This window comes from Paenibacillus alginolyticus DSM 5050 = NBRC 15375 (genome assembly GCF_000422905.1).
Lineage (GTDB): Bacteria > Bacillota > Bacilli > Paenibacillales > NBRC-103111 > Paenibacillus_E > Paenibacillus_E alginolyticus.
On sequence record NZ_AUGY01000038.1, the window covers coordinates 41,899 to 63,494 of the forward strand.

Consider the following 21,596-nt stretch of genomic DNA (forward strand, 5'->3'; position numbering starts at 1 on the left):
GATGAGGAAGCACTTCACCGTAACCACGGGTGGAGTGTTTTTTCTTTGTTAAGGAGGGCATATATGAAACTCGTCATCGCCGAAAAAAGAGATCAAGCAAGCAAATTGGCAGCGCCTTTCCCGCATAAAGAGAAAGATGGCTGCTTCGAGATCGATCCATGCCAAGAATTTCCGAAGGGCGGATTTATTGCATGGGCGGCAGGACATTTGGTGGAGCTGGTCGATCCAGAGAAATACGATACTAAGTACGAGAAATGGCAGTTTGAAGACTTGCCGATCATCCCGGATAAGTTTGAGTATGCGGTTACAAAGGAAAAAGCCAAGCTTTTCAGCAAAATTAAGTCCTTGCTACATGACGCACGCGTAACCGAACTGGTCAATGCTTGCGATCCGGCCAGAGAAGGTTCGCTCATATTTCACGCAATTACACGGTTAGCAGGAAACCGGAAACCTGTAAAGCGCCTTTGGGCAAAATCGCTGACAAAGCCCGCCATAAAAAAAGCGTTCACCGAACTTCTTCCCGAGGAAGCCAAAATCGGATTGTACTATGAAGCCGATGCACGCCAAAAAGCGGATTGGCTTGTGGGAATGAATCTTTCCCGCGCATACACAATCAAGATGAAAGAGAAAAAATATGCAGGTCACGTCTTCAGCGTTGGTCGCGTTCAAACCGCGTTGCTTAATCTGATCGTGAAACGCGAAGTGGAGCGAGAAACCTTCGTCCCTACGCCATTTTGGGAGGTATATGCAGACTTCGACTTCCAGGGGGATAAGTATCGGGGAAAGTGGTACTCCGGAGACCGCGAGCGGATCGAAGACCAGAATAAGGCACAAGCCCTTGCTCTTCATTGTGAGGGAAAAGAAGCAAAAGTTGAGCGTATCGAAGTTGACCAGGTTGAGGAACAGCCGCCTCAGCTCTACAGCATGTCGTCAATCCAGACTGAAGCAAACGAGTTGTTCAAATATTCACCGAAGCAGACGGACACCGCGCTGCAATCGCTCTATCTGGCCGAATACATTACTTACCCGCGGACGGATTCAAACTACATTACGGAAGATGACGCCCAGCCGCTACCGGGCATCCTGGAACAACTCGGGCAACTTGACCCATACCAGAAGTTCGTTCCGAAACCAGTGCAAACGCTGATCGGCAACAAGAGATTCGTAAATGCCGAGAAAGTATCGGACCACTATGCGCTACTTCCAACTGATAAGATTCCGGACCTGAGCTCGCTTACCGAGGATGAGCGAAATATATATGACCTGATCGTTCGAAGGGTTATTGCAGCTCACTACGAATCGGCCATTGACGAAAAAACGACGATCCACACATACATTGATGAACGTTTCTCCTTTAAGACCAAGGGCAAACGAACCATTCGCGAAGGCTGGCGTGTCGTATACAAAAACCTTAATGGGGAAGTGGCAGTCGGTGAGGAAGAGCAAGAGCAAGAGGAGGTAGTGATCCCACCTGTTACTCTGTATCAAGTCGGAACGGCAGCTTCGACTGAAACCAAAGAAGGAACAACGACGGCACCGAAGCGATATACAGAGGGTAATCTGATACCGCTGATGAAGAGTGCAGGGAGAACGATCGAAGACAAAGAACTCGTGAAGGTGTTGAACCAGTCCAACGGACTCGGTACCGAGGCGACCCGCTCTGGCATCATACAAACGCTTAAGACCCGAAAATATATTGAAATCAAAACGAACTTGGTCTATCCAACAAAACTTGGTCGGCTATTGATTCAAGCTCTTGGCGACTCTGAACTGGCGAGCGCCGAGATGACGGCCAAGTGGGAAATGAAGCTTTCAGAGATCGGAGCTGGCAAAGCATCCGGAAGCCAATTTGTAGAGGACATTAAGAAACATACACGATCGCTTGTTGAAGAATGCGGCCCGAACGTATCCCGCATGCCACAAAACGAATGGAATGAAACCGAGCTGACGAAAGGCACGCCTGCGGACAAACCGGTGAGGAACGTCGATGGAGGAAATAGGAAGCCAAAGCAGCAAACACCCGCCAAACCTGCTCCCGCTGCTTCCCAAAAAAGCGAACTCCGTCCACCAGCAACGCAGGCTGCGCCTTCGAAACCGGTGAATAAGGAGCCGGGAGCTACCCTGAACGAAGCGGTGATGGCAATCTCTTCCGGATCCTCCGCCTCCGTATATCTCGGGAAATGTCCGGAGTGTGCTGCGGGCCAAATTGTAGACCGTGGTAACTTTTTCGGGTGCCTAGGTTATTCGGAAGGGTGCCGCTTCACTTTTAATAAAGTGATCTCCGGCATCACGATTTCTGGTGAAATCATGGCCGAGTTGCTCGAAACCGGTCAGACACCGCTCATCACTGGATTCAAAAAACGGGGGAAAGAAAACGAGACATTTGATGCCGTGATAACGCTGAAGAACGGCAAAATCGAATGGAAATTCCCCAACTGGAATGCAATCAAATTGCCTACGCGATTGCTCCTTCCGGACGAGGCCGACAAGGAACTCTCGCCGCAGCAACAGAAGCAAATTCGGGATCTTGAAACAGCGTGCTATACCTTAAAGCTTCCCGCCAAGGTGAAGAACGTTGTCAACGGTCCGATTATTACCCGGTACGAGCTCTTACCAGAATCAATGGATATTAACGTGAGGAAATTCAGTACCTTTAAGGCAAACTTTCAAATGGCGCTTCAGGCGGAAAAAATCGCGATGCAGATCCCGATTCCTGGGACAAAACATATTGGTATTGAAGTGCCGAGCCCGACGCCTTATGTCGTCAATCTGAGGAGTCTGCTAGAACACAAGGAATACTTAGCGAAGAAAGAGAGTCTGTCTTTCCCGGTCGGTACAGACCTTCACGGGAAACCGGTCTTTGCGAACCTCGCTGAGATGCCTCACGTATTGATAGCGGGAACAACCCGATCAGGTAAATCGGTATGCCTGAACAGTATCATCGTCAGCTTGTTATATGGGAACACCCCCGATGAGCTCAAGTTTGTGTTCATCGATCCCAAACGGGTAGAACTGATCGCGTATCAGAGCCTTCCGCATCTTATGATGCCGGTTATCACCGACATGAATAAAGCGCAGGACGCACTGTTTTCGGTTATCGGGGAGATGGAAGCCAGATACGAGATGTTTAAGGATATGCGGGTGAATAACATCGCAGCTTACAATGCGAAGATCATGATGGAAGAGCCCGACCACCCCAAGATGCCTTACACCGTTCTGGTCATCGACGAGTTTGCATCCTTGATGCTGACGGCCAAAGATAAAGAGCTTGAGACGATGGTGATCCGCTTGTCGCAAGAAGCGCGCGCTGCGGGAATTCATATGATTCTGGCAACACAAAGACCGGTAGCGAAGGTGTTCTCCCCGACGATTAAAGCAAACTTGCCGACACGCATTTCATTTATGGTGACATCGACGGCAGAGAGTATGGTTGTCCTGGATGAACCGGGCGCCGAAGGGCTACTTGGCAAGGGTGATATGTACTTCAAATACCGCAACATGAAAAAACGGTTGGTCTCCCCCTTTGTCAGCACTCCGGAGATTAATCGGGTCGTTTCCTACATTCTCATGAAGTACGGGAATTCCTCTGTCGGCAATACTGTTAGCCTTTACTAAATTTGCAAGCAGTGTGGCTTGCAATCAATAATATGAGTAACAAATCTCTATTTCACTGGAGGGTGCCCGATGAACGGTATCGACTTTTCTAAATATTCGGCGGCGATGACCATGATCAAAGAAAATGAGTTGGAGGAGGAAGTTGGGGAATACCCGATGGTATTCATGGGTAAAGATGAGGCAGCAGTGAATCTCGCCGAGATGATGCTTCTATGCCGGGCTGCAATATCCGATTCAATCCCGCTTCGTCAGCGCTCCAAAGTCAGCGCAAATTATTATTTCAGTCAAGTTCGAAGCAAATCGCACATCCTAGCGCAAGTGGAAGCATTGGCTGAATATGGGATGAGTTTTGAGGACCTCGACAATCTAATGTCGCACCAGAATCGACTGTAAGATCGTTTCATCTGCATCAAGAACCTGCTTCTCCTTTATGGAGGGGGGCAGGTTCTTTCTTTTTACACCCTACTAACCAGTTTCTATTCCCACAAATTCACAATGGAATACTTAACATTTACTTAACATTCGCAATGTACAATCATTATTTAAGGGTGATGCAAATGTTTTTGTCTCCAGTTACTTGAAACCGCAAAGGAGTTTTTATCGATTCTTTATCTGATTTTTACAAAACCTTATTAAAAATGCTTTTTCACATATGTATCGAATAGTATAATAGACCTATAAAATGCAATTTAGCAAGAATTGAGGAGTAGATCGTGAGTGTACAAAACTCATTAGTTATTTCTCCGGTAGACTATGATCCGGTGAAGGTTGGAGAAGCGCTCAGGCGCATCCGTAACCATAAAGATATATCCCTATTAGAATTATCGACTAGAACGGGGATCCCTCAATCGAAACTCAGTTATATCGAAAACGGCAAATATAAGAAAGTTAAAATTGAGGATATCCGAGTCATTGCAGAAGCCCTTGATTCCGGCTTGAAAGAATTATTAAACCCATCGACAGAACGTGATGCGCCTGATGACGGGCGTATTGAACGAGAGATTGAAACTATTCGCAGCTATCTTTTGCTCGGCCGCTACATTGAGGTTGCCGAGATGATTCGTATCCTTGAAACAGATATTAGTCCTGGGAACAAATATTTCCCGTTTCTCTTGAAAGCGAAAGGCGATTACTCTCGCCTTAATGGTGACAAAAAGAATGCGCTGCGCCAATACGATAAGTTGGAGGCGCAAGCTCCTAGCTCCTACGAAAAAGTATCCAATAAAACCATGCTCGAGGCGATCGTCGCCTCCATTTGTACGCTATACGAAATGGGGGAGGTTGCTTCAGCGATCGATAAGAGCATAAAAGTTATTGATCTATTGAACAAGAGCGAAAACGAGCCTCCTCATTTCAACCGGTATAAGGCCATTATCTATTATAACCTCGCCATTTTTTACACTGCATCGTTGCAATTTTACTTAGCTAAAAACATGGCGGAAAAAGCAATTGAATATTCCAACACCGACGGAATTGGACTGGAATCACACATTAACTATTTGAGAGCCATTGTCCTCTTCTATCGAATGGATTGGAGCGGGTCGGAACAATGTCTCTATGAGGCGATTAAAGACTTCCGCCTGAAAAACAACACTAGGCTGTTAACGAAAGCGTTACTGGCGCAGCACGCTTTTATCTTAAGTCGGCCCCGAGAATACCACGGGACATTAAGGGCTTTAGAGAACATCATTCTTCAAGGAACCGAACCATGCGGAGAAACCTGCAAGCGGAATCCGCTGTATCATCAAATATTGAATTCGACAATCGAAAAAAATATATTAGACCTCAATTTAGATCGAGCCAACCAGCTGCTAGATGCAATGTACCGATTGGGACATAGCAATTCAAAAACAAGGTACTTGCAGGCAAAATATTTCGAAGCTAGAAACAACCATGAACAGGTTGTTTCTGCACTTAAGAAAGCAACAGAAGAAATAGAGTTCGATCAGGAAACCTCTAATTATGAAAAGGGCATGATTGCACTTGAATACCTAAATCACACGGTATCAGGAAAAGAGAAGGATCTGATCAGCCTAACCCAGAGAAACTTCCAACAATCGGAGTTGCCGCAGATGCCGTTCATTCTAAACGATCTACTCCCATCCCCGATAGATTGAGTAAACAAAAGTCCTCTCAGCAATCCGCTAAGAGGACTTTTGTTTATTTATCAATCCAATATCTTGAAGCTGGTACGGCAGTGGGCAGAGCATGCCTCCTTTCAGCACAAAGTCCACAAACACCCTCGCGAGCTGCGGATCAAACTGTCTGTACGCATTATTCAGTATTTCCCTTGCTGCAGTGGACTTGTCTTTGGCGTTCTGATAAACGCGATTAGAAGTCATTGCGTCAAAACAATCGGCAACTGTTACGATCCTTGTAGCCAAAGAGATTTCTTCGCCGGCCAAACCATCGGGGTAGCCATTCCCGTCATACCGTTCATGATGATGCAATACAATGTCATGGATATCCGGCTTCATGAGCTGATCGTAATCCCTTAGAAAATTAAATCCAACCCTCGGGTGCGTCTTCATGATCGTCCATTCTTCCGGGGTCAACTTACAGGTCTTTTTCAAGATCGTTTCTGGAATCTCGATTTTACCGATATCGTGGAGCAAGGCGCCGATATAGATATTATTTTTTTGTTCGTTACTTAAACATAACATCTCAGCGAGCGTATAGGCGTAGTTGGCTACGTTGATTGAATGCGACCACGTAAACGAATCCGACTCTTCGATAACCCTTATAAGGAGTTGGATATCTTTTAGAGTCTTCAGATCGTAGGTACCGCCAGATTCAGAAAAATCACAAGTATTCACATCAGACACCTGGTTCGAAATGTCCATTGATTTTCACCTCAACGATATCGCCATAAGACGGAAATATGATATGAGAGCACTTTTTTAGTACAAACTAAAAGCACCGCAGCTCAGACGAATAGTGTCGTCTGGCCGCGGTGCTTCCGAGCCCTCAAATTCTCACTTTAATTACCATAATTATATCACGTTTCCATTGTTTGACCCAAACAAAAATTTACCTTATTCACGACTTTCCATTAATTTTATTGACATGCACAAAGAGAGATTAGATAATTAAAATAATAAAATGCGATTCGAAATTGACCGAAGAAGCACTTCTGGTTGCAGGGAACTCCCCTGTCCAGAGGTGCTTTTTCATTTCGTAGGCAAAGGGTATTGCAAAAAATGAAAGGCACATGGAGCCCATGCTACGATGGAGGTGTCAGATGCCAATGAATCGAGGAGGGACTAGTATTATTCATATACGAGCGCTTGAAGCAGAGATCGTTGAAGCCATTAAATCAGGACACGAGATCCATCATATTCGGGACCAAATTCAGAAAAAGCCCCGATATTTCCGGAATACGATTACGCGTATGGTGGAACTCGGAATTCTTGAAAAAGTTGAAAAGGGAATGTATGCCGTTAAAGTCGAAAAATACACCGTGAGACCGGATTCAGAAGTAATCGAAGAGCGTAAGCGGAAAACTAGAAGTATCATTAACAACAACATACCGGCCCTTGGAGACAGAGCTATTTCGCTGATCCAGGAGAATTATCCCAAAATGCTTCGTTCCTCTCTACTTAAGTTACTGCATAAAGCAGGATATCACCTTACCAAGTTCGAATTAAATCTCATCATCATGAATGAAGGACTCGCGAGCTGCACTATGGATGTTGACCAAGGGATCGCATAGGTAGCTTGCCTAAATAATATCGATCGAAGAAAGGAGGGACTGGGTATGCCTCAATCCTCAGAACGTAGAGATGGAAAGCGAATCGAAGTCGTGGAGTACACGAAATTTCAATACCTTCCGCATGAACTCGATATTGCCGCTGTCGAGGCATACATTAAGGCCCTCAATATTAATTACGACCGCAATCTTCGGATAGTTGAAAAAACGGGAATAAAGCAGATTCGACTAACAAATCACGCTCGCCAGCGGTGGGATTCACGTGTGGGCCCAACTAATGTTTCGAATGGGGACTTAATGGAGCTTATCTCGACTATGTGCTTTCGCCTTGGCAGAATCGAGCTTCTTTCGAAGGACTGCGGTTTGATCGACAATGACATCGTGTTCTTCTATGAGAAAGTGGAAGATCAGATGAACATCATTACATTTTACGGCAGAATGAGTCAACGGCCGGCTCTAGCCGACGTGAAACAATTGAAGCTATTTAACTATCGAGAGTTGGACGACGTTAACTTCGAACTCCAGTCTGACGAATTGGACGTTCAAATTCTCCCGCCAATTCCTTACAAGCGAATGGTCTACAAAGGGACATTTGTATTGTATTGTCTCGATGCGTACGACAATCAGAAAGAAGTTGTTTTTCACTTAACCGAAACATCTCCTAAGAGTACCAACGATATTGTCTTCCGCATCGAAGACGAAGGAATTAAACATAGCAAGAGTACCATTACCGCTCTCCGGATGATGCGGTATTGATCGGGTGGTCCGTTTTACAATTCATTTTTAGTGAGGGGCGAAATGATGGAACTATTCAAGGGAAGCTCGCTGAGTGTCCAAGAAGAAGTTAATGGCTATTTGTCAAAGATCGAAGGTAGGTTGTTGTGCCGCTCGAGACGAACCGAGACAGCATATTATCCGAAATATAACAACATGGCAGCGCATCTCAACATACATATTTGTTTCACCGGTGACACTTGGCACCAGATATTCGGTATGGCCAATAATGAATCCGGTATTGCAATGGCAAACATCAAGAACGGGGAAATCAACCTGGAAGCCACCATGCGGGAAGCCGCACAAACAGCAATCGAATTATTTGGGGAATACGGGTACAAGGCCGTGCGAGCGGTCTTGATGGACTTCGGAAAGCATTTAGCTGATGCCATCGGAGAGTTTGAAATCAAGTTTGACAGTACATATAACGAAAATGGCTTAGACCTGAACGTCCGCCACATCGAACTGGAGATCCTGCAAGATGTAGATTGGATCGAAGAATTGATGGAAGGGTCGGGCATGCTGCCGCGATAATTAAAATTAAGTCAGCCACCGGGGCAATTCGCCCCCTTTCATTTTATTCTTATACCTCCAACCGGTGTTTCAATGGCCACAACTCTCCGAGCATCTATCGTCGACGTGCTGATCCCACGCCGGGAGTTTATCTGCAGCAGGTCTTGTACCGGCACCACCTCCAGTGTACGCCTGAATTATTTTGCTAAATGCTGCGCTTCTAAAAAACTGAAATGGCAACAAGTAAGGTGATCCTTGTGAGATCATATCTATTACTAATTCGAGCCATCCGCCGTTACTCGCGTTCTTGTGAAGGGAATACAGTTAGGAATTGAAGGAAGGAACCTTTCCACTATTGTTCCATTAGTGGTACAATGGTGGTTATTATTTACTCCTAAGGGGATCTGTTCTCATGGCTAATCCACCAAAAACCAATACCTTTATTGGTTCATCTAGGGAAGCAATGCAACTAGCTAATGCCGTCCACAGTCAAATCAGTTTTCACACTCAAGTAACTCCTTGGTATACAGGCGTGTTTAACGGGAATGAGTATACGATGGAATCGCTGGAGAAGGAACTGGATCAACATGATTTTGGCGTATTTATATTTGCTCCGGATGATGTTGCACTGCATCGAAATAACTATGTCTTTATTACCCGTGATAACACCTTGTTCGAAATGGGACTTTTTTGGGGAAAGTTAAGACGAAATCGTGTTTTCGCCATCGTCCCCAATGAAGTAAAAGAACGGGATGATCTGATTAAAGGGGAGACCGTAGGGGACTTTCATCTGCTATCGGATCTTCAGGGCCTTACACTTTTTAAGTATGAGCTTCGTACGGATGACCGCCACGAAGCCGCAGTCTCTGTAGCATGCCAACAAATTATTAAAAAAATGCAAGAACATGGGTTTTATACAGACCCGCGGGATCAACTTGCACAGAAAGAATTGGAGCTTCAGCAGAAGCAAAGCCTTTTACACTTTTTCTGGCAATACAACCGGAACGTTACGGTTCCCGGTACTAAAGAGAAATATGAAGCCTTGAGTGAGGCTGTTCGTAATTCGATCCTGCCCCCGGATGGATTCCGCGTTACAGGCTCAGCCTTTTGGCAAAAGAAAGACAACGATGGCATCGGACAAGTCGGGGGGAACGTAGGGAAGAACAAATTTTATCCCTTTAGTGCTAATCATGGGAAGGCGGAGGGAGAAGAAATCATCCTTGTAGTGGATGTGTATTTAAGTGGAGAATGGTCGTTCTACAAGGACGAAGATGTTGCGCAGCTATATGTGCTATGTTATCCTATAGGTACTAAGCATGTTCTTTCCGTCCACTTCTCAGGGAACAAGCAGCTTACAGACACAGACCTTTCGTCAATTGTGAATATGAATAACGATCTGCTACGTACCATTAACCACTTAATTGGAGGGGATTCCGAATGAAACGTGATATGAATAGAACGGGGCGTTATGGAGCCAAATCCGGCCTTAACATGGTTGGTCGTACCGTATCGGCAAAAATAGGTCGCCTCACTGATGGAAAACATGATGGCGATACCTTTAAAACTGTAAGAAAAAATGGTAGCACTAAAATCAAAGTTTATATTGGACCTTCAGTCGAAGGCTCGGATAAAAAATATGTAAAAGTTCTTAGCGGTAATGTTGATCGAAGAAAACCATCGTTTGCATAACTCAGGAACCCCCAAATTTGTCGGGTAACATTAAAACAGTCTGATTAGTATCCGCCTAGATGGCGGATTTTTTATTTTTATTTTATCGGATCTAGGCCAAGAATATTGTCCGATTGCCGATAAAGCCACATTATAAATATACCGTAGGGCTTACCGCTACCGGGCAGGATAATTCAAACCTATGGAATATATTAACCACACGGTTAATTAGAAGAAATTGATCGAGCGATATTTCTTAGCAAACTTAGAGGAATTTCTTCGGGATGCGTTACGTAGTAGAAATTTATCCCGACAATATTATGAAAAGAGCAAAAAAGAATTAGATAATATGCTGGAGATAACATCAAATGCTTACCTATTGTTACCGAGAGCACAATAAAAAGAAGAAGGCAGCCTAACCATAATGGATCGGCTGCCTTCTTCGCTATATTGCTGAATACCAGTATATAGTTGATCACTTAAAGTTCAAGATCAACATAATCGCTCACATCCCGCTCCTTCTTCAATTGCCGACTCAGGTAATTCTCCTTCGTAATCTTTGTAGACGAGTGACCTATAGTTTCAGAAATCCAGTCCAAGGGAGCGCCATTCGCAAAAGCCGTTTGGGCGTAGAAATGTCTCATGTAATGCGGAGTGACCCGGTGCCCTTGGATCGTGGTTAGCCCTGCTACTACCATACACTTTGAAAGATAAGTGGAAAGACTCGATAGGTTATATCGTCGACCTAATCGATTCGGATAGAAGGCGGTTTCATCCTCACCATTCAGCTCTGTGCTAAGTCCAACCCGCTTCCGGTATTCCATCAAGGAAGCAAGGACGTATTCTTTGATATGGACATGCCTCTTTTTATCTCGCTTGGTTATAGTAACGAGGTAATGTTTCTTCTCTCGCCGATCGAAGTATAAATCGCCCCAACGGGGAGTAATCACCTCATTTAATCGCATCCCGCTAGTCCCGAGAAGCAGAAGGAGGGACTGGACCTTCGGATTCTCTCGATAGAAGCCTATGGCCTGCTTGAGATCCGCTTCGTCAACATCCCGCTCCGGAATCTCCTCTTTCTTTTTTTTCACCGACCGGAGTCCGCGCGTGACTTTCTTTTTAAGATATCCTTCCTCGAAGCACCAGCTCAAGAAAGAATAGATGATGACGACTTTTTTCGCCCTCGTAGTGGATTTGGTGTATTGCATCTCCAGATGTGATTGAAAGGTCTCCATATCGAAACGAGACAGATGCCGGATGTCGTCTTTGCCGATCGCCATCACATACTGCAGGAAGGCGATCAGCACCCGCAAGTAATCTTCCTTGGTCTTATCCTTCCTCTCTTTCTCCGGGTTGTGAACGTAGAGATATACCATGCCAAGATTTGAAACCCCGGAGTAATCATAATTGCCTTCTTCGTCTTCCTCTGAAGACACGATTTCACGAAGTGAAATGTAGTGATTCATGTCTATTAATGTATGAACAAGCTGATTATCGTCTATACCACTTGACAGGAGAGTAGTGCTAAAAATCATTGATTCATCCAATGGAATAATGCTATTCAAACGTTATCACCACCTGAGTCAATTTACATACTTCTATTCTAACAAATTAAACCTTCAAATGAGCTATAAATATGAAAATAGTGCAAAAGATATGTTCAGCATAAAATAACGGTACATTCTTTTGTTTTGAACATAATTGTTGCATTTAATAAAAATGTGGCTACCAACTTTAATGTTTATGCGATTCTTTTCTTATGTTCTGATTGTTATCTTAAAATCATTATTATTTTAACGTGTATTTGTCAGCCTGTGTTAAAATGGTATATATGAGATTTGCTTTGAGATTATCGTCAATAAGGATAAAGGGCGTGAACAAAAGTTATGAGTGAATATATCAGTTTAACTCAAGCGGCAAAGGAGATTGGAATTACTCCTACATCACTTTATAAGATCATCAACCATGAGGATCCGATGAAAAGGTTGGAGCCGGTGAATAAAGCAACGCATCGAGGAGATGGAGGATATCGCTTTCGCCTTACTGATGTCCTTGAGTTCAAGAAAGGCTATGTTAAAACGGATTTAACTTCGATGGAGGCTGCGCGGCGGATCGGTAGGTCCACCACATTCGTACATAAGCTTATTCGTGACGGCCTGATTGAGTTTTACGAGGAAGAATACCGTGGGAAGCGGACGTATTTTATCAAGGAAGAGGACTTGGAACAATACATCGAAAAAAATCCAGACGCAGGCAAGGTTGAAGCGATATACGATAAACGAAATGGGCTTTTCTTGTTTCAGCCATTTGGCAAAGATGGATCTCTTGCTCGAGTTGTTGAGTTGAAGCGGGTGAATAACCGTAAGGTTGAGGCTAGGCTGAAAACCAGCGACGACCAGCTGCTGACTTTTGAGGAGGCATCGAAGCAAGGGTGGGTCCCGCTTCTATCCATTACCGAGAGGAAGCCTATAAATGGGTATGGCTATGCCCGCTTTGAATTTCCTAACCCGAAAGCGCCGGACTCGGTTATCTACACCGCCATCGAGGAATTATTTAAGCAGGCTGGACCTGCCAACATGAAGATCGCTCGTGAAGATGGAAGGATTAAAGTCGAAGTGCGGAAGTGTGTTCTTTTTGGGGTCATGCCGGCTTCTCATCCGGATCTGATCGATAAACTGAGACTCTTCATAAAGTCCGGAGAGATCATTTCAAAATACGACGGAACGCTTATTGACACCGGACTGCTACCAATTAACATTTATCTAACCGAAGCCAAGAAGCAAGACCTGATCCGCAAGGCGGAGGAGAATAACATGTCATTACAGGATTGGATTATGGACCGGATCTGTTAAACAAGAAAAAAGGGGGACAATTCTTGAGAAGTTATGAAATCCGGCAAATTAATACGGACAAAATCCAACTCATCCTTAGAAACGACCAACAGGTATCAAGGATGCTTACCATCAAGATCGGGGACAGGTTTTGGATCCAACCAGACAACCCTAATAAGCTAAAGCATCGTGGTAGAGAGTGTATCATAAAAAATTTCCATAAGGACGATCTTGGCAACTATGTTCAGGCGGTCGTCAGCTTTCTCGATAATAACCGTACAGCCAGAGTCGATTTAGAGGATCTTGTTGTGGAATACAACGACGGATCCGTCGGCCAAACTGACGAGCTGATAAAGAGCAGTGATGAAACGCCTCGTTATTTACCTGAGAATGTACCCGACTCTTTGTTTACACGAAACGAACTCAAATCGATGGGTCGTATTCCGAACCAAGAGTCTGCAGCTTATGTTTCCTATCCGGAGCAAAAGAGGGAATATCCCTTATTCCAAATCGAGGAGACGAAGCTCACAAAAAGACAAAAAGGGTTTTCATTAGTACCGAAAGATTACACTATCGAAGAGGTACTAGATAAGCGAAAGCACGCGTTAAAAGTTAGATTATTGCAAGTAGGTAATCAAACTCACTAAGGGAAGGGTATGCGGAAAACCGGGTTAAACGAAATAAATGGAAACATTACCTCTCAACCGTTAATGACCCATCAATGCTTTCCGAAGAACGCGTTCAATACCCCTTGAATACAGATAAATATCACTAGATATGCTATACCTCCTATACACCGATATAGGGGGTCTTTACTTTGTGCCTATACATCAGAAATAGGGGTGCCCATAAATTTTATTATTAGAACAGATGTTCCTACAATGAAAGTAAGTCATAATATGTATGGTGGGATAAATGTGGGAACGATGTTTCATATCGGCCAGAAATTCACTTTGATCCAAGGGGACGCGAATTCCGGTGCTATTATAGAGGCATTAACAGATGTAAACGGTCAAGGGGCCGGCTTCGCTCTCGTACTGTATATGCCACGAGCGACAGATGAGGAGATCCGATTATTCAACTCGGAGCGGGTCAATGTCCGAATCATCAAGGAAACCAATTCATTTTCTTTGTCGATATTCCGCTTCGGAAATACCCCGCTTATCTATGAGGCGGCGTTCGATCCGACACTTTACACCGACAATAGAGCGATGCAACTGGCTCTCGAAAGTAACTTCTTGTATATGTTCATCGTAGATACGGATGACGATAACCGTATAAAAGCCATGAGAGCCGGAAGCTTCCCTCGGATGATGCGAACCAAACTGTTATCTGTATGGACAAATGCAGTCAAGCAGTCAGGATTCAGGGACAAGTATCAAGCCTGGGTTCACGATCTCTGGAGCAGGTACACCACAAAACAACTATGGAAAATAGCGGATTATTCAGGATGGATTGGCGATTAAATTAGTGTTGATGCGGAAAGAAATATTGGTTGACAGAAAGACGTCTTTGGTCTTTGGATGGTGCTCTAGTAATCCATCCATCTAGTTTATATAAGACTATTACTGGACATGCTGATCATAAGGAGTGATTAGCATGTTCGGAAAAAAGAGAAAGAGTAAGTCATATCTTAGCGTAACTGATAGAAAGGTAATTCGCAGCTCCAATGGCCGTGAAATCGTTGAAATAGACTTGAAAATAAATAAACCCATCCCCCCTGCTTCGCAAGGTACAGCACGACTTCGGGGGAAGCAGTGAAAAATAGCCCCTGTAACTTAGGGGCTATTTTTATTGCTCGCCAAAAAATTCCAATGTATAGTAAAGGTGTAAGGAGGAGGATCACCACACAAGATGATGAGAAAATTTGGACGAGCCCTATTCGGAACTATACCCGGTAGAATACTTATCGGCGCTCTTATTATTATGGGACCGGCATTGGTTGAAGAGCTATTCGCTCTTAATGATCTTCTCACCAAGCCGTTTAAACTTTTGGTTGAATGGAAAGCAGAAGGTACGCTTGCAGGACGAGCCAAATTCGTAGTGCTTCTCATTCTTTATGCGTCACCACTAGCTTTCATTACTGCCCTCTTGTTTAAAAAAGACATAACGGAATCAGAAGCACCGAATGAGGAACCTTATCGCTCCCGCAATAACTATGCAAAGATGATCGCTGAGGTCAAGGAAACCGTAAACAATCGGCAGGCACCAATGGAACTAAAAGCGGATAAAATTGAGGGATTATTTCAAGCACTTATTGATGATGTCTGTAATCTTTTTCAAATTCAGCAATCTGAAGTTCGAGCAGTACTGGTCGTAAACAATAACCGAGGCAAGCATAAACTTACAGGTTGGCGATGGGGGCGCTCTTGCTCTACTGACCAAGAAAGAATGGACCACAAGGCAATAGACAAGTTCCTAGAGACAGAGAAGACGTATCCGATTTGGGAAGAAGTGAAGGAGCACTTTGACCATACAGACTCCGATACACTTTTATTTTTCAGAAATGATGGGACTCTTCGACTGGGCTGCCTAATAGCTATTGCGAATTCGATCGATGTAGAGTCCCATATTGAAGAATGGGAGCAGATAGTCAGACCGTTCACAATGCTTGGCCATATGGACAAGCTGGTACAATTTGTCGTAAACTATAGATAAAGGAGGCGATTCGAGATGGTAAACTTGTTTAATAGAATCTTTGGCAGCAAGCAAAAAAGAGATCGCGTCATAGTCATTCGCAAGGTCAAGCATTCGAATAAGCCAGCCCTTACGAAAGCAACACAAGGAACAGTAATACTTCGAGGAAAGATTGAAGAAGACATCAAAATGGTTAAATAGGTTATTACATATGGGCCCCTTTGTTCAAATGAACTAAGGGGCTTTTTTACAATCCACTAACCGCCACTCAAACACAACACAGGGGGATAAATTTATGAAGGTTTTTGAAGTGGAGGATCACATACATGAGTATCAAATTTGGCGCGAGCAGAATCCAAACGGGTTCGTCTTAAACATCAATACATTAAACCCCGATTCAAAGAGATATAAGAATCTAGTGCACATTGCAACTGGTTGTCAATCTCTGAATGTTCCGCCCACAGCAAATCAAGATCGTCCTGTTACTTCGGAACATCCCAAGTATTGTTCAACTGATATAAACGAAATTTTAGATGAAATGAAATCACAAGGTCTTATTCGAACTGTTCATGCATGTTATCATGTTATCATTGCCGGTCAAAATACGGGAATTTATATAAAGATTCAGGGTTTGATGGTTCGCTGAAAGGAGCTACGCAACTTATGGCATTCCAATTAGGTTATCTATATGTGACTCCTGAAGCTGCAGAAGCCGTCGGTGAGACCGAAATCAACCAATTGCTGGAACAATATATGCAAGGAAACTGGGGCACGGTAAGTGCCGAAGAGTGGCAGAGAAACGACCAGGCGCTTATTCTGAACGAAGACCTCCATGCGATATACAATACATCATACGGAAAAACGCTTCAGATTATCACAAAATGGGATCGCTCCAGAACAGTGGTCTTATTGGCGCTTCCGAATGAAGATGATAATCCTATCACGTCGGAAATTAAATCGTTTCTGGATGAAGAGGATCTGGAGTCGGCGATTGCTCACATACGGGAGGAAAATCGCTCAAACTCCGTTACTACGGAAGAAGCAGCGTTTGTGGCAGACGTAGAACGGGGAACTGGCGAACTGACCCATACTGAAAGGGAGCAAACGATTCGGTCTCGCGTAGGTCAATCGCTTTTTAAAGTCAAACTTTTGCGGCGCACGCAGCGCTGCGAATTGTGCGGCCTTTCCACCCCAGGCTGCTGACGGCAAGCCACGTAAAGGACTGGAGCAAGTGCGAAAGCGACTTTGAGCGGCTGGATCCAAATAACGGACTTTTGCTGTGCCCGAATCACGATCGGGTATTCGATAACAAGCTGATTTCTTTTGACAATCCAGGAAACATTCTCATTTCCTCTCTATTAAGCGAAGAAGATCGGATGTTCCTAAACCTGAATGAAAACCAGAAAATAGAATTGCTAAGCGAAAAGCGTGTGTACATGGCATGGCACCGTGATGCTTATGGTTACGATAAATGAGTGTTGGCATTTATTCAGGAAAGACGTAGGCAAATGAATGGATTTTCAATAGAATAACAGCCGTATCACATACGGCAGCTAAGAAAGCTTTTAGATTAATTGATTATCTATGCTATCGCCCAAATATCGATCATGTGACGCCAATAGGAAACGACGAACGGTGAAAGGCGGATAGCTCGTTGTCAGGGTATGCTCCGCGATCGTCGGTAGAATTTATCCGAATGCCACAATATTAACGGGGATGGCATTAAGTTTTTATCATCGTATCAAAACACTCAATTTGCCGACCACAAAAGATAAATATTGTTATTAATGAAGTCGTGATAAATCATGTATGATGGGTATAGGAGGCGAGTTTCATGTGCGGAAGGTTTACTATAACTGCTACTTTAGACGAATTGCTAGAACGCTATGGAGTCCATGATGATACATCCATCCCAACTTATAGGCCTAATTATAACGTAGCTCCTACACAGATGCTCCCGGTTGTCATTAACGATGGGAACAATAATTGTTTGGAGCTTATGAAATGGGGCCTTATTCCGTCGTGGGCCAATGATCCAAAGATTGCATTTAAAACCATCAACGCTCGGGCAGAAACTGTCGCTGAGAAGCCTGCATTTCGCACATCTATCCGGCGCAAGAGGTGCATCATACCGGCCTGCTCTTTTTATGAATGGAGAAAGGTCGGAGCAAACAAGCAGCCGATGCGAATTACATTGAAATCCGAAGAAATATTTAGTATGGCTGGGGTATATGACTCATGGACTGACCAGGAAGGAAAACAGGTTAATTCATTTTCAATATTGACTAGCGAGCCTAATGAGCTAATGATGGATATCCACGACAGAATGCCAGTGATTCTTAAGCCAGAACATGAGGCATTGTGGTTAGATCGTGGAGCGAATGAACCTGAGATGATCCGACATTTAATGGTTCCCTTCCTTTCAGACCAAATGAAAGCTTACCCCGTTTCGACGCGAGTTGGGAATGTGAGAAATAACGATCCGGATCTAATCAAAGAAGCCTTGTAAAGAGAGGAGAGTGGCAGGCTCATGATCGATAAATACCCTTTACTTAAGGAGCCTGATAAGACTATGTTTGTATTTGAAAAACACGGTAAGTATTATGGCCATATTGTTAAAAACAAAACCGACAAGGCTCCGGCAAAATGATCAAGGAAAATAAAGTTCGTTAGTGGAAAATAAAGTGTGTTATTGGAAAATAGAGTGCGTTAGTGGGTGTTCACTTTTGTGAACACCATTTTTTAATTATTTGAGGTTCGTTATTAATTAATGATAAAGGCTGCTGCTGGCGGTGGGTATTAAGCTAACGGGCAGCATTCAAATACATTGATGAATATAAGTAGTTAAAAAATTGTTTTTGAGGTGTCGAATGAGTATCTTTTACAATCTTCAATTCAATGAGGGGAGACAGTCGAACGAATTATCCTTTATAGGTGGAAAGCCCACCTCTCATTAAGAGTATACCAATAGGCATGTCTAAAGTTAGTGAACAATTATGACAACAAGAGATGCAGGGTCCATTGTCGGGAATATCACCAGACCTTTATTCAGATTGCTGAACAAGAAATTTCAAGTAAATTTATCCGTTAAGGTTTCCGTTCCGAGGTTTGGCAATACCTTAAAAGATTAATACAGCTAATTAGTTCTGAGGTCTATTCAAATATGAATGCCAATAACCACCAACTTGATGGTGTTTTTGGCGTGATTTGATTTAACACAAGTCGGGCGGGAATAAATCCTTTCAAACTATATATGAAATTATTGATCAAGTAGTCAATTTGATAGCTTAAACGGTCTCGGAATACCTGTATTTCCGGTAGCAGTCGGCAAAATAAATTGTAATTGGATAAACACATGTTGGGGGCGTATATATGAAAATACTAAATGCATCATATAATCGAAGAAAATAGGAGGAATTATAACAAAAGAGGTGTTTTTTCGGTCATATTTACCCGATACCGGCAAATTTCAGTCGAAAAACAAGAAAAATAGACCTGTACCGAGTGGTCAGGACAATGGTAAAATGATATGTGGGAGAGTTTCTCAGGCTCATTTCCCGGTTATTACACAATAGAAAAGGATGATGAATTATGATTGTTTTAATTTCATGAGCTTTTTCGATCGGCAAATCGAACAGCTCGTGGCCATTCTAATCAAGTGATATAAAAGTAGAACATAATGCATTAATAATATGTGTTTCTTATAATATATTTCTATATTATATTCTAGAATCCTCTTTTTTGACAATAATTTTGTCAAAAAGAATATAATAATTGATTTATTAAACTCTTTCCTGACGTAACTCTGTCACATTTAACCCGTAATTGACTCTTATTGAGTGAAGGAAAGACGCTGATAACGGGGGGAACTAATTATGATTAATTCCAAAACTAAGTCTACCTAGAAAGTGTACAGGAGAGTGGTTTAAAATATGAGTCAGAACAATAATGACTTTTCCGACATTCAGGAAGACTTTGCAAAGAGTAATAAAGTCGACCCAGATAGCATAGATGAACTTTTTAGATACTTAACGCGGATGACGAAATACTTCCGAAATGATATTTCATGGGCTGATCTTGATGAAGTTGTCCAGGAGACTTTAATAAAGCTTTGGGATATGTCGGTTAACAATCGGATTCGTACGAACATTGCGACTGTTGCCCCGTACATTATCAGAGGTGTTCTGAGGAAGAAGTCATTCCAACCAGAATCAGAGTCGAGAAAAGCCGCTCCTTTAGATAAAGTCGCTGAAGGCAAGATTCAAGGAAGCGTCGGAGGGGATGACCTGACTCCAGCGCTTCGTCGTAGAAGGGACCGAGAGTTTGCTTTATTCCATAAAGCAAAGAACGAAGTCCTTAGCGATCAGGAAAGAGAACTACTTTATCGCAGAATTGACTTGGGTGAAGAGATCCAAGAAATTGCGAAGAGTTGGGGTCAATTGCCTAACACTGTATCAGTTAAATACAAGAGGGCAATTGAAAAAGTAACGAAGTTTGTCGAGCAGCATTATAGCGAAATCGACGAGTAGCCAAATCGGAACACTTTAAAACTGAATATTTACCATGTCGGGAAAGGAGGGCCTTTACACACGAGGCTCCCCCGGCAGTGGTACTAAAGGAGTAAGTACTATGTCTAGAAAAATTAATGATGACTATATCGTTGATATTCTGACTCAAGGAAAAGACGAAATTTTTGAGGAAGAACGTAGTCTAAATAATTTCAGAAACCTATTTAATAAATTACAATCTACGGTAAAGGAAGGGAATATAACTCAAGAAGAAATACTGATTGAGGAAACATCGGACGAATTTCCTTTGGCAGAGTTATTAGCTCGAAAGTTAGATGGTGAGCTTAAGATAGAATTCACAGATCTAATCTTAAACAATAAATACATCTGGGATTACAAACCTTCTCGCGTTGCATATCTTTTCAAATCTCTAAACATTAATTTGACTGAGGCAAGGAATCGAATAAAAAATCAATTGCTACTTAATTTGCAATTAGGACGTGTCATGGCAAGATCGGATAAAGCATCGAACCAACAATTTAAAAACGCGAATACGGAATTTGCTAAGAAGATAATTGAAAGTAAGAGGGATGCATTTTTAAAAGAACTGGAAATACAATTCAAATAAATTTATACTTCATGAGCTGATTAAAAAGCGCTTGTTTACTTACGTGGAAATGTGCTAGAAGTTCTGCAATGTCTTTTGATTTAACTCTCTTCAATTCAGGTTGTGGCATGAGTAGTTCTGCAGCAAATTCATCAGCTTCTTTTTCAAATGGTGCCTTACCTTTATCAGAATTCTCATGATCGGTATATCTAACATCTTTATGATTCAAGATTATATGCCCTAATTCATGAGCAAGTGTGAAACGTTGACGGTTAATGTGGTGACCGCTGTTAAGTCCGATATACATGCTATCTAGGTCTACTAGTGCAGATATCTCTTCATCAATTTCGATATCTAATATTGTGAAACCGTAAGTTTCAATTAGAAGTTCTCTTATTGGAACCGGAAATGTTAATTTAAGATCTTTGTGGATCTTCCTTGCAGCATTCCTTGCGACAGCAAGATTAGCCGTTTGTTCAACTTGATTCTGATTTAAAATTTCCACCTTCAACCACCCTTATATCAAAATAAGAAGAGCACAGCATGCTGGTCCATGCTGTGCTCTTTCTTCATTCCAGAACAGGTAAAGCAAACTGTTCCGTTCCTTTAATCATTAGCAGATATTGTAAGGCTATCATAGCATAGCGATATTTCACTGAAAAGTTTTTTTTATAATCTTGTCACATTGGGCAATGTTACCACTCTTATATAGTGAGGGCAGATACCTAGTAACG

22 protein-coding genes are annotated in these 21,596 nt (G+C 43.0%); 19 read left to right on the top strand and 3 right to left on the bottom strand.

Going from position 1 to position 21,596, the window contains the following annotated elements:
- The first annotated feature begins 45 nt into the window (after window positions 1-45).
- The 3 genes from G519_RS43455 (at window position 46) to G519_RS0117690 (ending at window position 5,732) form a co-directional block, all read left to right on the top strand.
- Window positions 46-3,615, top strand: a complete 3,570-nt coding sequence (locus tag G519_RS43455) for a DNA topoisomerase 3 (RefSeq protein WP_127527698.1) — start codon at window positions 46-48, stop codon at window positions 3,613-3,615.
- Window positions 3,616-3,684: 69 nt separating this feature from the next.
- A complete protein-coding gene (locus tag G519_RS0117685; RefSeq protein WP_029195848.1) occupies window positions 3,685-4,008 on the top strand; it encodes a hypothetical protein in 324 nt (107 codons plus the stop codon).
- 320 nt (window positions 4,009-4,328) lie between these two features.
- A complete protein-coding gene (locus G519_RS0117690; RefSeq protein WP_029195849.1) occupies window positions 4,329-5,732 on the top strand; it encodes a helix-turn-helix domain-containing protein in 1,404 nt (467 codons plus the stop codon).
- Window positions 5,733-5,759: 27 nt separating this feature from the next.
- Here G519_RS0117690 and G519_RS43465 read toward each other — a convergent pair whose 3' ends face one another.
- A complete protein-coding gene (locus G519_RS43465; RefSeq protein WP_051253475.1) occupies window positions 5,760-6,458 on the bottom strand; it encodes an HD-GYP domain-containing protein in 699 nt (232 codons plus the stop codon).
- A gap of 398 nt (window positions 6,459-6,856) precedes the next feature.
- Between G519_RS43465 and G519_RS0117700 the strand changes: the two genes are divergently transcribed.
- From G519_RS0117700 to G519_RS51300, 5 genes are all read left to right on the top strand, one after another.
- Window positions 6,857-7,327, top strand: a complete 471-nt coding sequence (locus G519_RS0117700) for a hypothetical protein (protein ID WP_029195850.1) — start codon at window positions 6,857-6,859, stop codon at window positions 7,325-7,327.
- 45 nt (window positions 7,328-7,372) lie between these two features.
- Window positions 7,373-8,080 carry a hypothetical protein gene (locus tag G519_RS0117705; protein ID WP_029195851.1) on the top strand — a complete coding sequence of 236 codons (708 nt, stop codon included), beginning with the start codon at window positions 7,373-7,375 and terminating at the stop codon, window positions 8,078-8,080.
- Between the two features lie 42 nt (window positions 8,081-8,122).
- Window positions 8,123-8,632, top strand: coding sequence for a hypothetical protein (locus G519_RS0117710; RefSeq protein ID WP_127527695.1), 510 nt, complete (start codon window positions 8,123-8,125; stop codon window positions 8,630-8,632).
- Window positions 8,633-9,023: 391 nt separating this feature from the next.
- The gene (locus G519_RS0117715) at window positions 9,024-10,052 is read left to right on the top strand and encodes a TIR domain-containing protein (protein WP_029195853.1); all 1,029 of its coding nucleotides are present in this window, start codon (window positions 9,024-9,026) and stop codon (window positions 10,050-10,052) included.
- Window positions 10,049-10,300 (top strand): hypothetical protein, encoded by a 252-nt coding sequence (locus tag G519_RS51300; protein WP_036633268.1) that lies wholly within the window; start codon window positions 10,049-10,051, stop codon window positions 10,298-10,300. The genes G519_RS0117715 and G519_RS51300 overlap by 4 nt, the downstream gene beginning before the upstream one ends.
- Window positions 10,301-10,758: 458 nt before the next feature.
- Here G519_RS51300 and G519_RS0117725 read toward each other — a convergent pair whose 3' ends face one another.
- Window positions 10,759-11,844, bottom strand: coding sequence for a tyrosine-type recombinase/integrase (locus tag G519_RS0117725; protein WP_029195855.1), 1,086 nt, complete (start codon window positions 11,842-11,844; stop codon window positions 10,759-10,761).
- A 321-nt stretch (window positions 11,845-12,165) separates the two neighbouring features.
- Here G519_RS0117725 and G519_RS0117730 point away from each other — a divergent pair, with 321 nt between their 5' ends.
- From G519_RS0117730 to G519_RS0117785, 11 genes are all read left to right on the top strand, one after another.
- Window positions 12,166-13,131, top strand: coding sequence for a helix-turn-helix domain-containing protein (locus G519_RS0117730; RefSeq protein WP_029195856.1), 966 nt, complete (start codon window positions 12,166-12,168; stop codon window positions 13,129-13,131).
- A 23-nt stretch (window positions 13,132-13,154) separates the two neighbouring features.
- A complete protein-coding gene (locus G519_RS0117735) occupies window positions 13,155-13,757 on the top strand; it encodes a hypothetical protein (RefSeq protein ID WP_029195857.1) in 603 nt (200 codons plus the stop codon).
- 270 nt (window positions 13,758-14,027) lie between these two features.
- Entirely contained in the window at window positions 14,028-14,576 is a 549-nt protein-coding gene (locus tag G519_RS0117740) for a hypothetical protein (RefSeq protein WP_029195858.1), read from the top strand.
- A gap of 388 nt (window positions 14,577-14,964) precedes the next feature.
- Entirely contained in the window at window positions 14,965-15,768 is an 804-nt protein-coding gene (locus tag G519_RS0117750) for a hypothetical protein (RefSeq protein ID WP_029195859.1), read from the top strand.
- A gap of 15 nt (window positions 15,769-15,783) precedes the next feature.
- On the top strand, window positions 15,784-15,948 hold the full coding sequence (locus G519_RS50265) for a hypothetical protein (RefSeq protein ID WP_154669583.1): 165 nt from the start codon (window positions 15,784-15,786) through the stop codon (window positions 15,946-15,948).
- A gap of 94 nt (window positions 15,949-16,042) precedes the next feature.
- Entirely contained in the window at window positions 16,043-16,393 is a 351-nt protein-coding gene (locus tag G519_RS0117760) for a hypothetical protein (protein WP_029195860.1), read from the top strand.
- 17 nt (window positions 16,394-16,410) lie between these two features.
- Entirely contained in the window at window positions 16,411-16,950 is a 540-nt protein-coding gene (locus tag G519_RS43470; protein ID WP_036633269.1) for a hypothetical protein, read from the top strand.
- Entirely contained in the window at window positions 16,923-17,222 is a 300-nt protein-coding gene (locus G519_RS53560; protein WP_161632934.1) for an HNH endonuclease, read from the top strand. Before G519_RS43470 ends, G519_RS53560 begins: the two co-directional genes overlap by 28 nt.
- Window positions 17,223-17,581: 359 nt before the next feature.
- Window positions 17,582-18,256: an SOS response-associated peptidase gene (locus G519_RS0117770; RefSeq protein WP_029195861.1), complete on the top strand. Its 675-nt coding sequence runs from the start codon at window positions 17,582-17,584 to the stop codon at window positions 18,254-18,256.
- 1,423 nt (window positions 18,257-19,679) lie between these two features.
- Complete coding sequence (locus G519_RS0117780) at window positions 19,680-20,276, top strand: RNA polymerase sigma factor (RefSeq protein ID WP_029195862.1); 597 nt, start codon at window positions 19,680-19,682, stop codon at window positions 20,274-20,276.
- A gap of 100 nt (window positions 20,277-20,376) precedes the next feature.
- On the top strand, window positions 20,377-20,883 hold the full coding sequence (locus G519_RS0117785; protein WP_029195863.1) for a hypothetical protein: 507 nt from the start codon (window positions 20,377-20,379) through the stop codon (window positions 20,881-20,883).
- On the opposite strand, the gene G519_RS47625 is transcribed toward G519_RS0117785, so the two are convergent.
- Window positions 20,876-21,367: an ImmA/IrrE family metallo-endopeptidase gene (locus tag G519_RS47625; RefSeq protein ID WP_051253476.1), complete on the bottom strand. Its 492-nt coding sequence runs from the start codon at window positions 21,365-21,367 to the stop codon at window positions 20,876-20,878. The two genes, G519_RS0117785 and G519_RS47625, sit on opposite strands and share 8 nt — an antisense overlap.
- Window positions 21,368-21,596 lie beyond the last annotated feature (229 nt).

Coding starts and splice junctions, on each gene's coding strand:
- G519_RS43465 (WP_051253475.1), bottom strand. CDS start 6,458: ATGGACATTTCGAACCAGGTGTCTGATGTGAATACTTGTGATTTTTCT.
- G519_RS0117785 (WP_029195863.1), top strand. CDS start 20,377: ATGTCTAGAAAAATTAATGATGACTATATCGTTGATATTCTGACTCAA.
- G519_RS0117780 (WP_029195862.1), top strand. CDS start 19,680: ATGAGTCAGAACAATAATGACTTTTCCGACATTCAGGAAGACTTTGCA.
- G519_RS0117700 (WP_029195850.1), top strand. CDS start 6,857: ATGCCAATGAATCGAGGAGGGACTAGTATTATTCATATACGAGCGCTT.
- G519_RS0117705 (WP_029195851.1), top strand. CDS start 7,373: ATGCCTCAATCCTCAGAACGTAGAGATGGAAAGCGAATCGAAGTCGTG.
- G519_RS0117710 (WP_127527695.1), top strand. CDS start 8,123: ATGATGGAACTATTCAAGGGAAGCTCGCTGAGTGTCCAAGAAGAAGTT.
- G519_RS0117770 (WP_029195861.1), top strand. CDS start 17,582: ATGTGCGGAAGGTTTACTATAACTGCTACTTTAGACGAATTGCTAGAA.
- G519_RS43470 (WP_036633269.1), top strand. CDS start 16,411: ATGGCATTCCAATTAGGTTATCTATATGTGACTCCTGAAGCTGCAGAA.
- G519_RS0117750 (WP_029195859.1), top strand. CDS start 14,965: ATGATGAGAAAATTTGGACGAGCCCTATTCGGAACTATACCCGGTAGA.
- G519_RS50265 (WP_154669583.1), top strand. CDS start 15,784: ATGGTAAACTTGTTTAATAGAATCTTTGGCAGCAAGCAAAAAAGAGAT.
- G519_RS51300 (WP_036633268.1), top strand. CDS start 10,049: ATGAAACGTGATATGAATAGAACGGGGCGTTATGGAGCCAAATCCGGC.
- G519_RS0117715 (WP_029195853.1), top strand. CDS start 9,024: ATGGCTAATCCACCAAAAACCAATACCTTTATTGGTTCATCTAGGGAA.
- G519_RS0117760 (WP_029195860.1), top strand. CDS start 16,043: ATGAAGGTTTTTGAAGTGGAGGATCACATACATGAGTATCAAATTTGG.
- G519_RS0117730 (WP_029195856.1), top strand. CDS start 12,166: ATGAGTGAATATATCAGTTTAACTCAAGCGGCAAAGGAGATTGGAATT.
- G519_RS0117685 (WP_029195848.1), top strand. CDS start 3,685: ATGAACGGTATCGACTTTTCTAAATATTCGGCGGCGATGACCATGATC.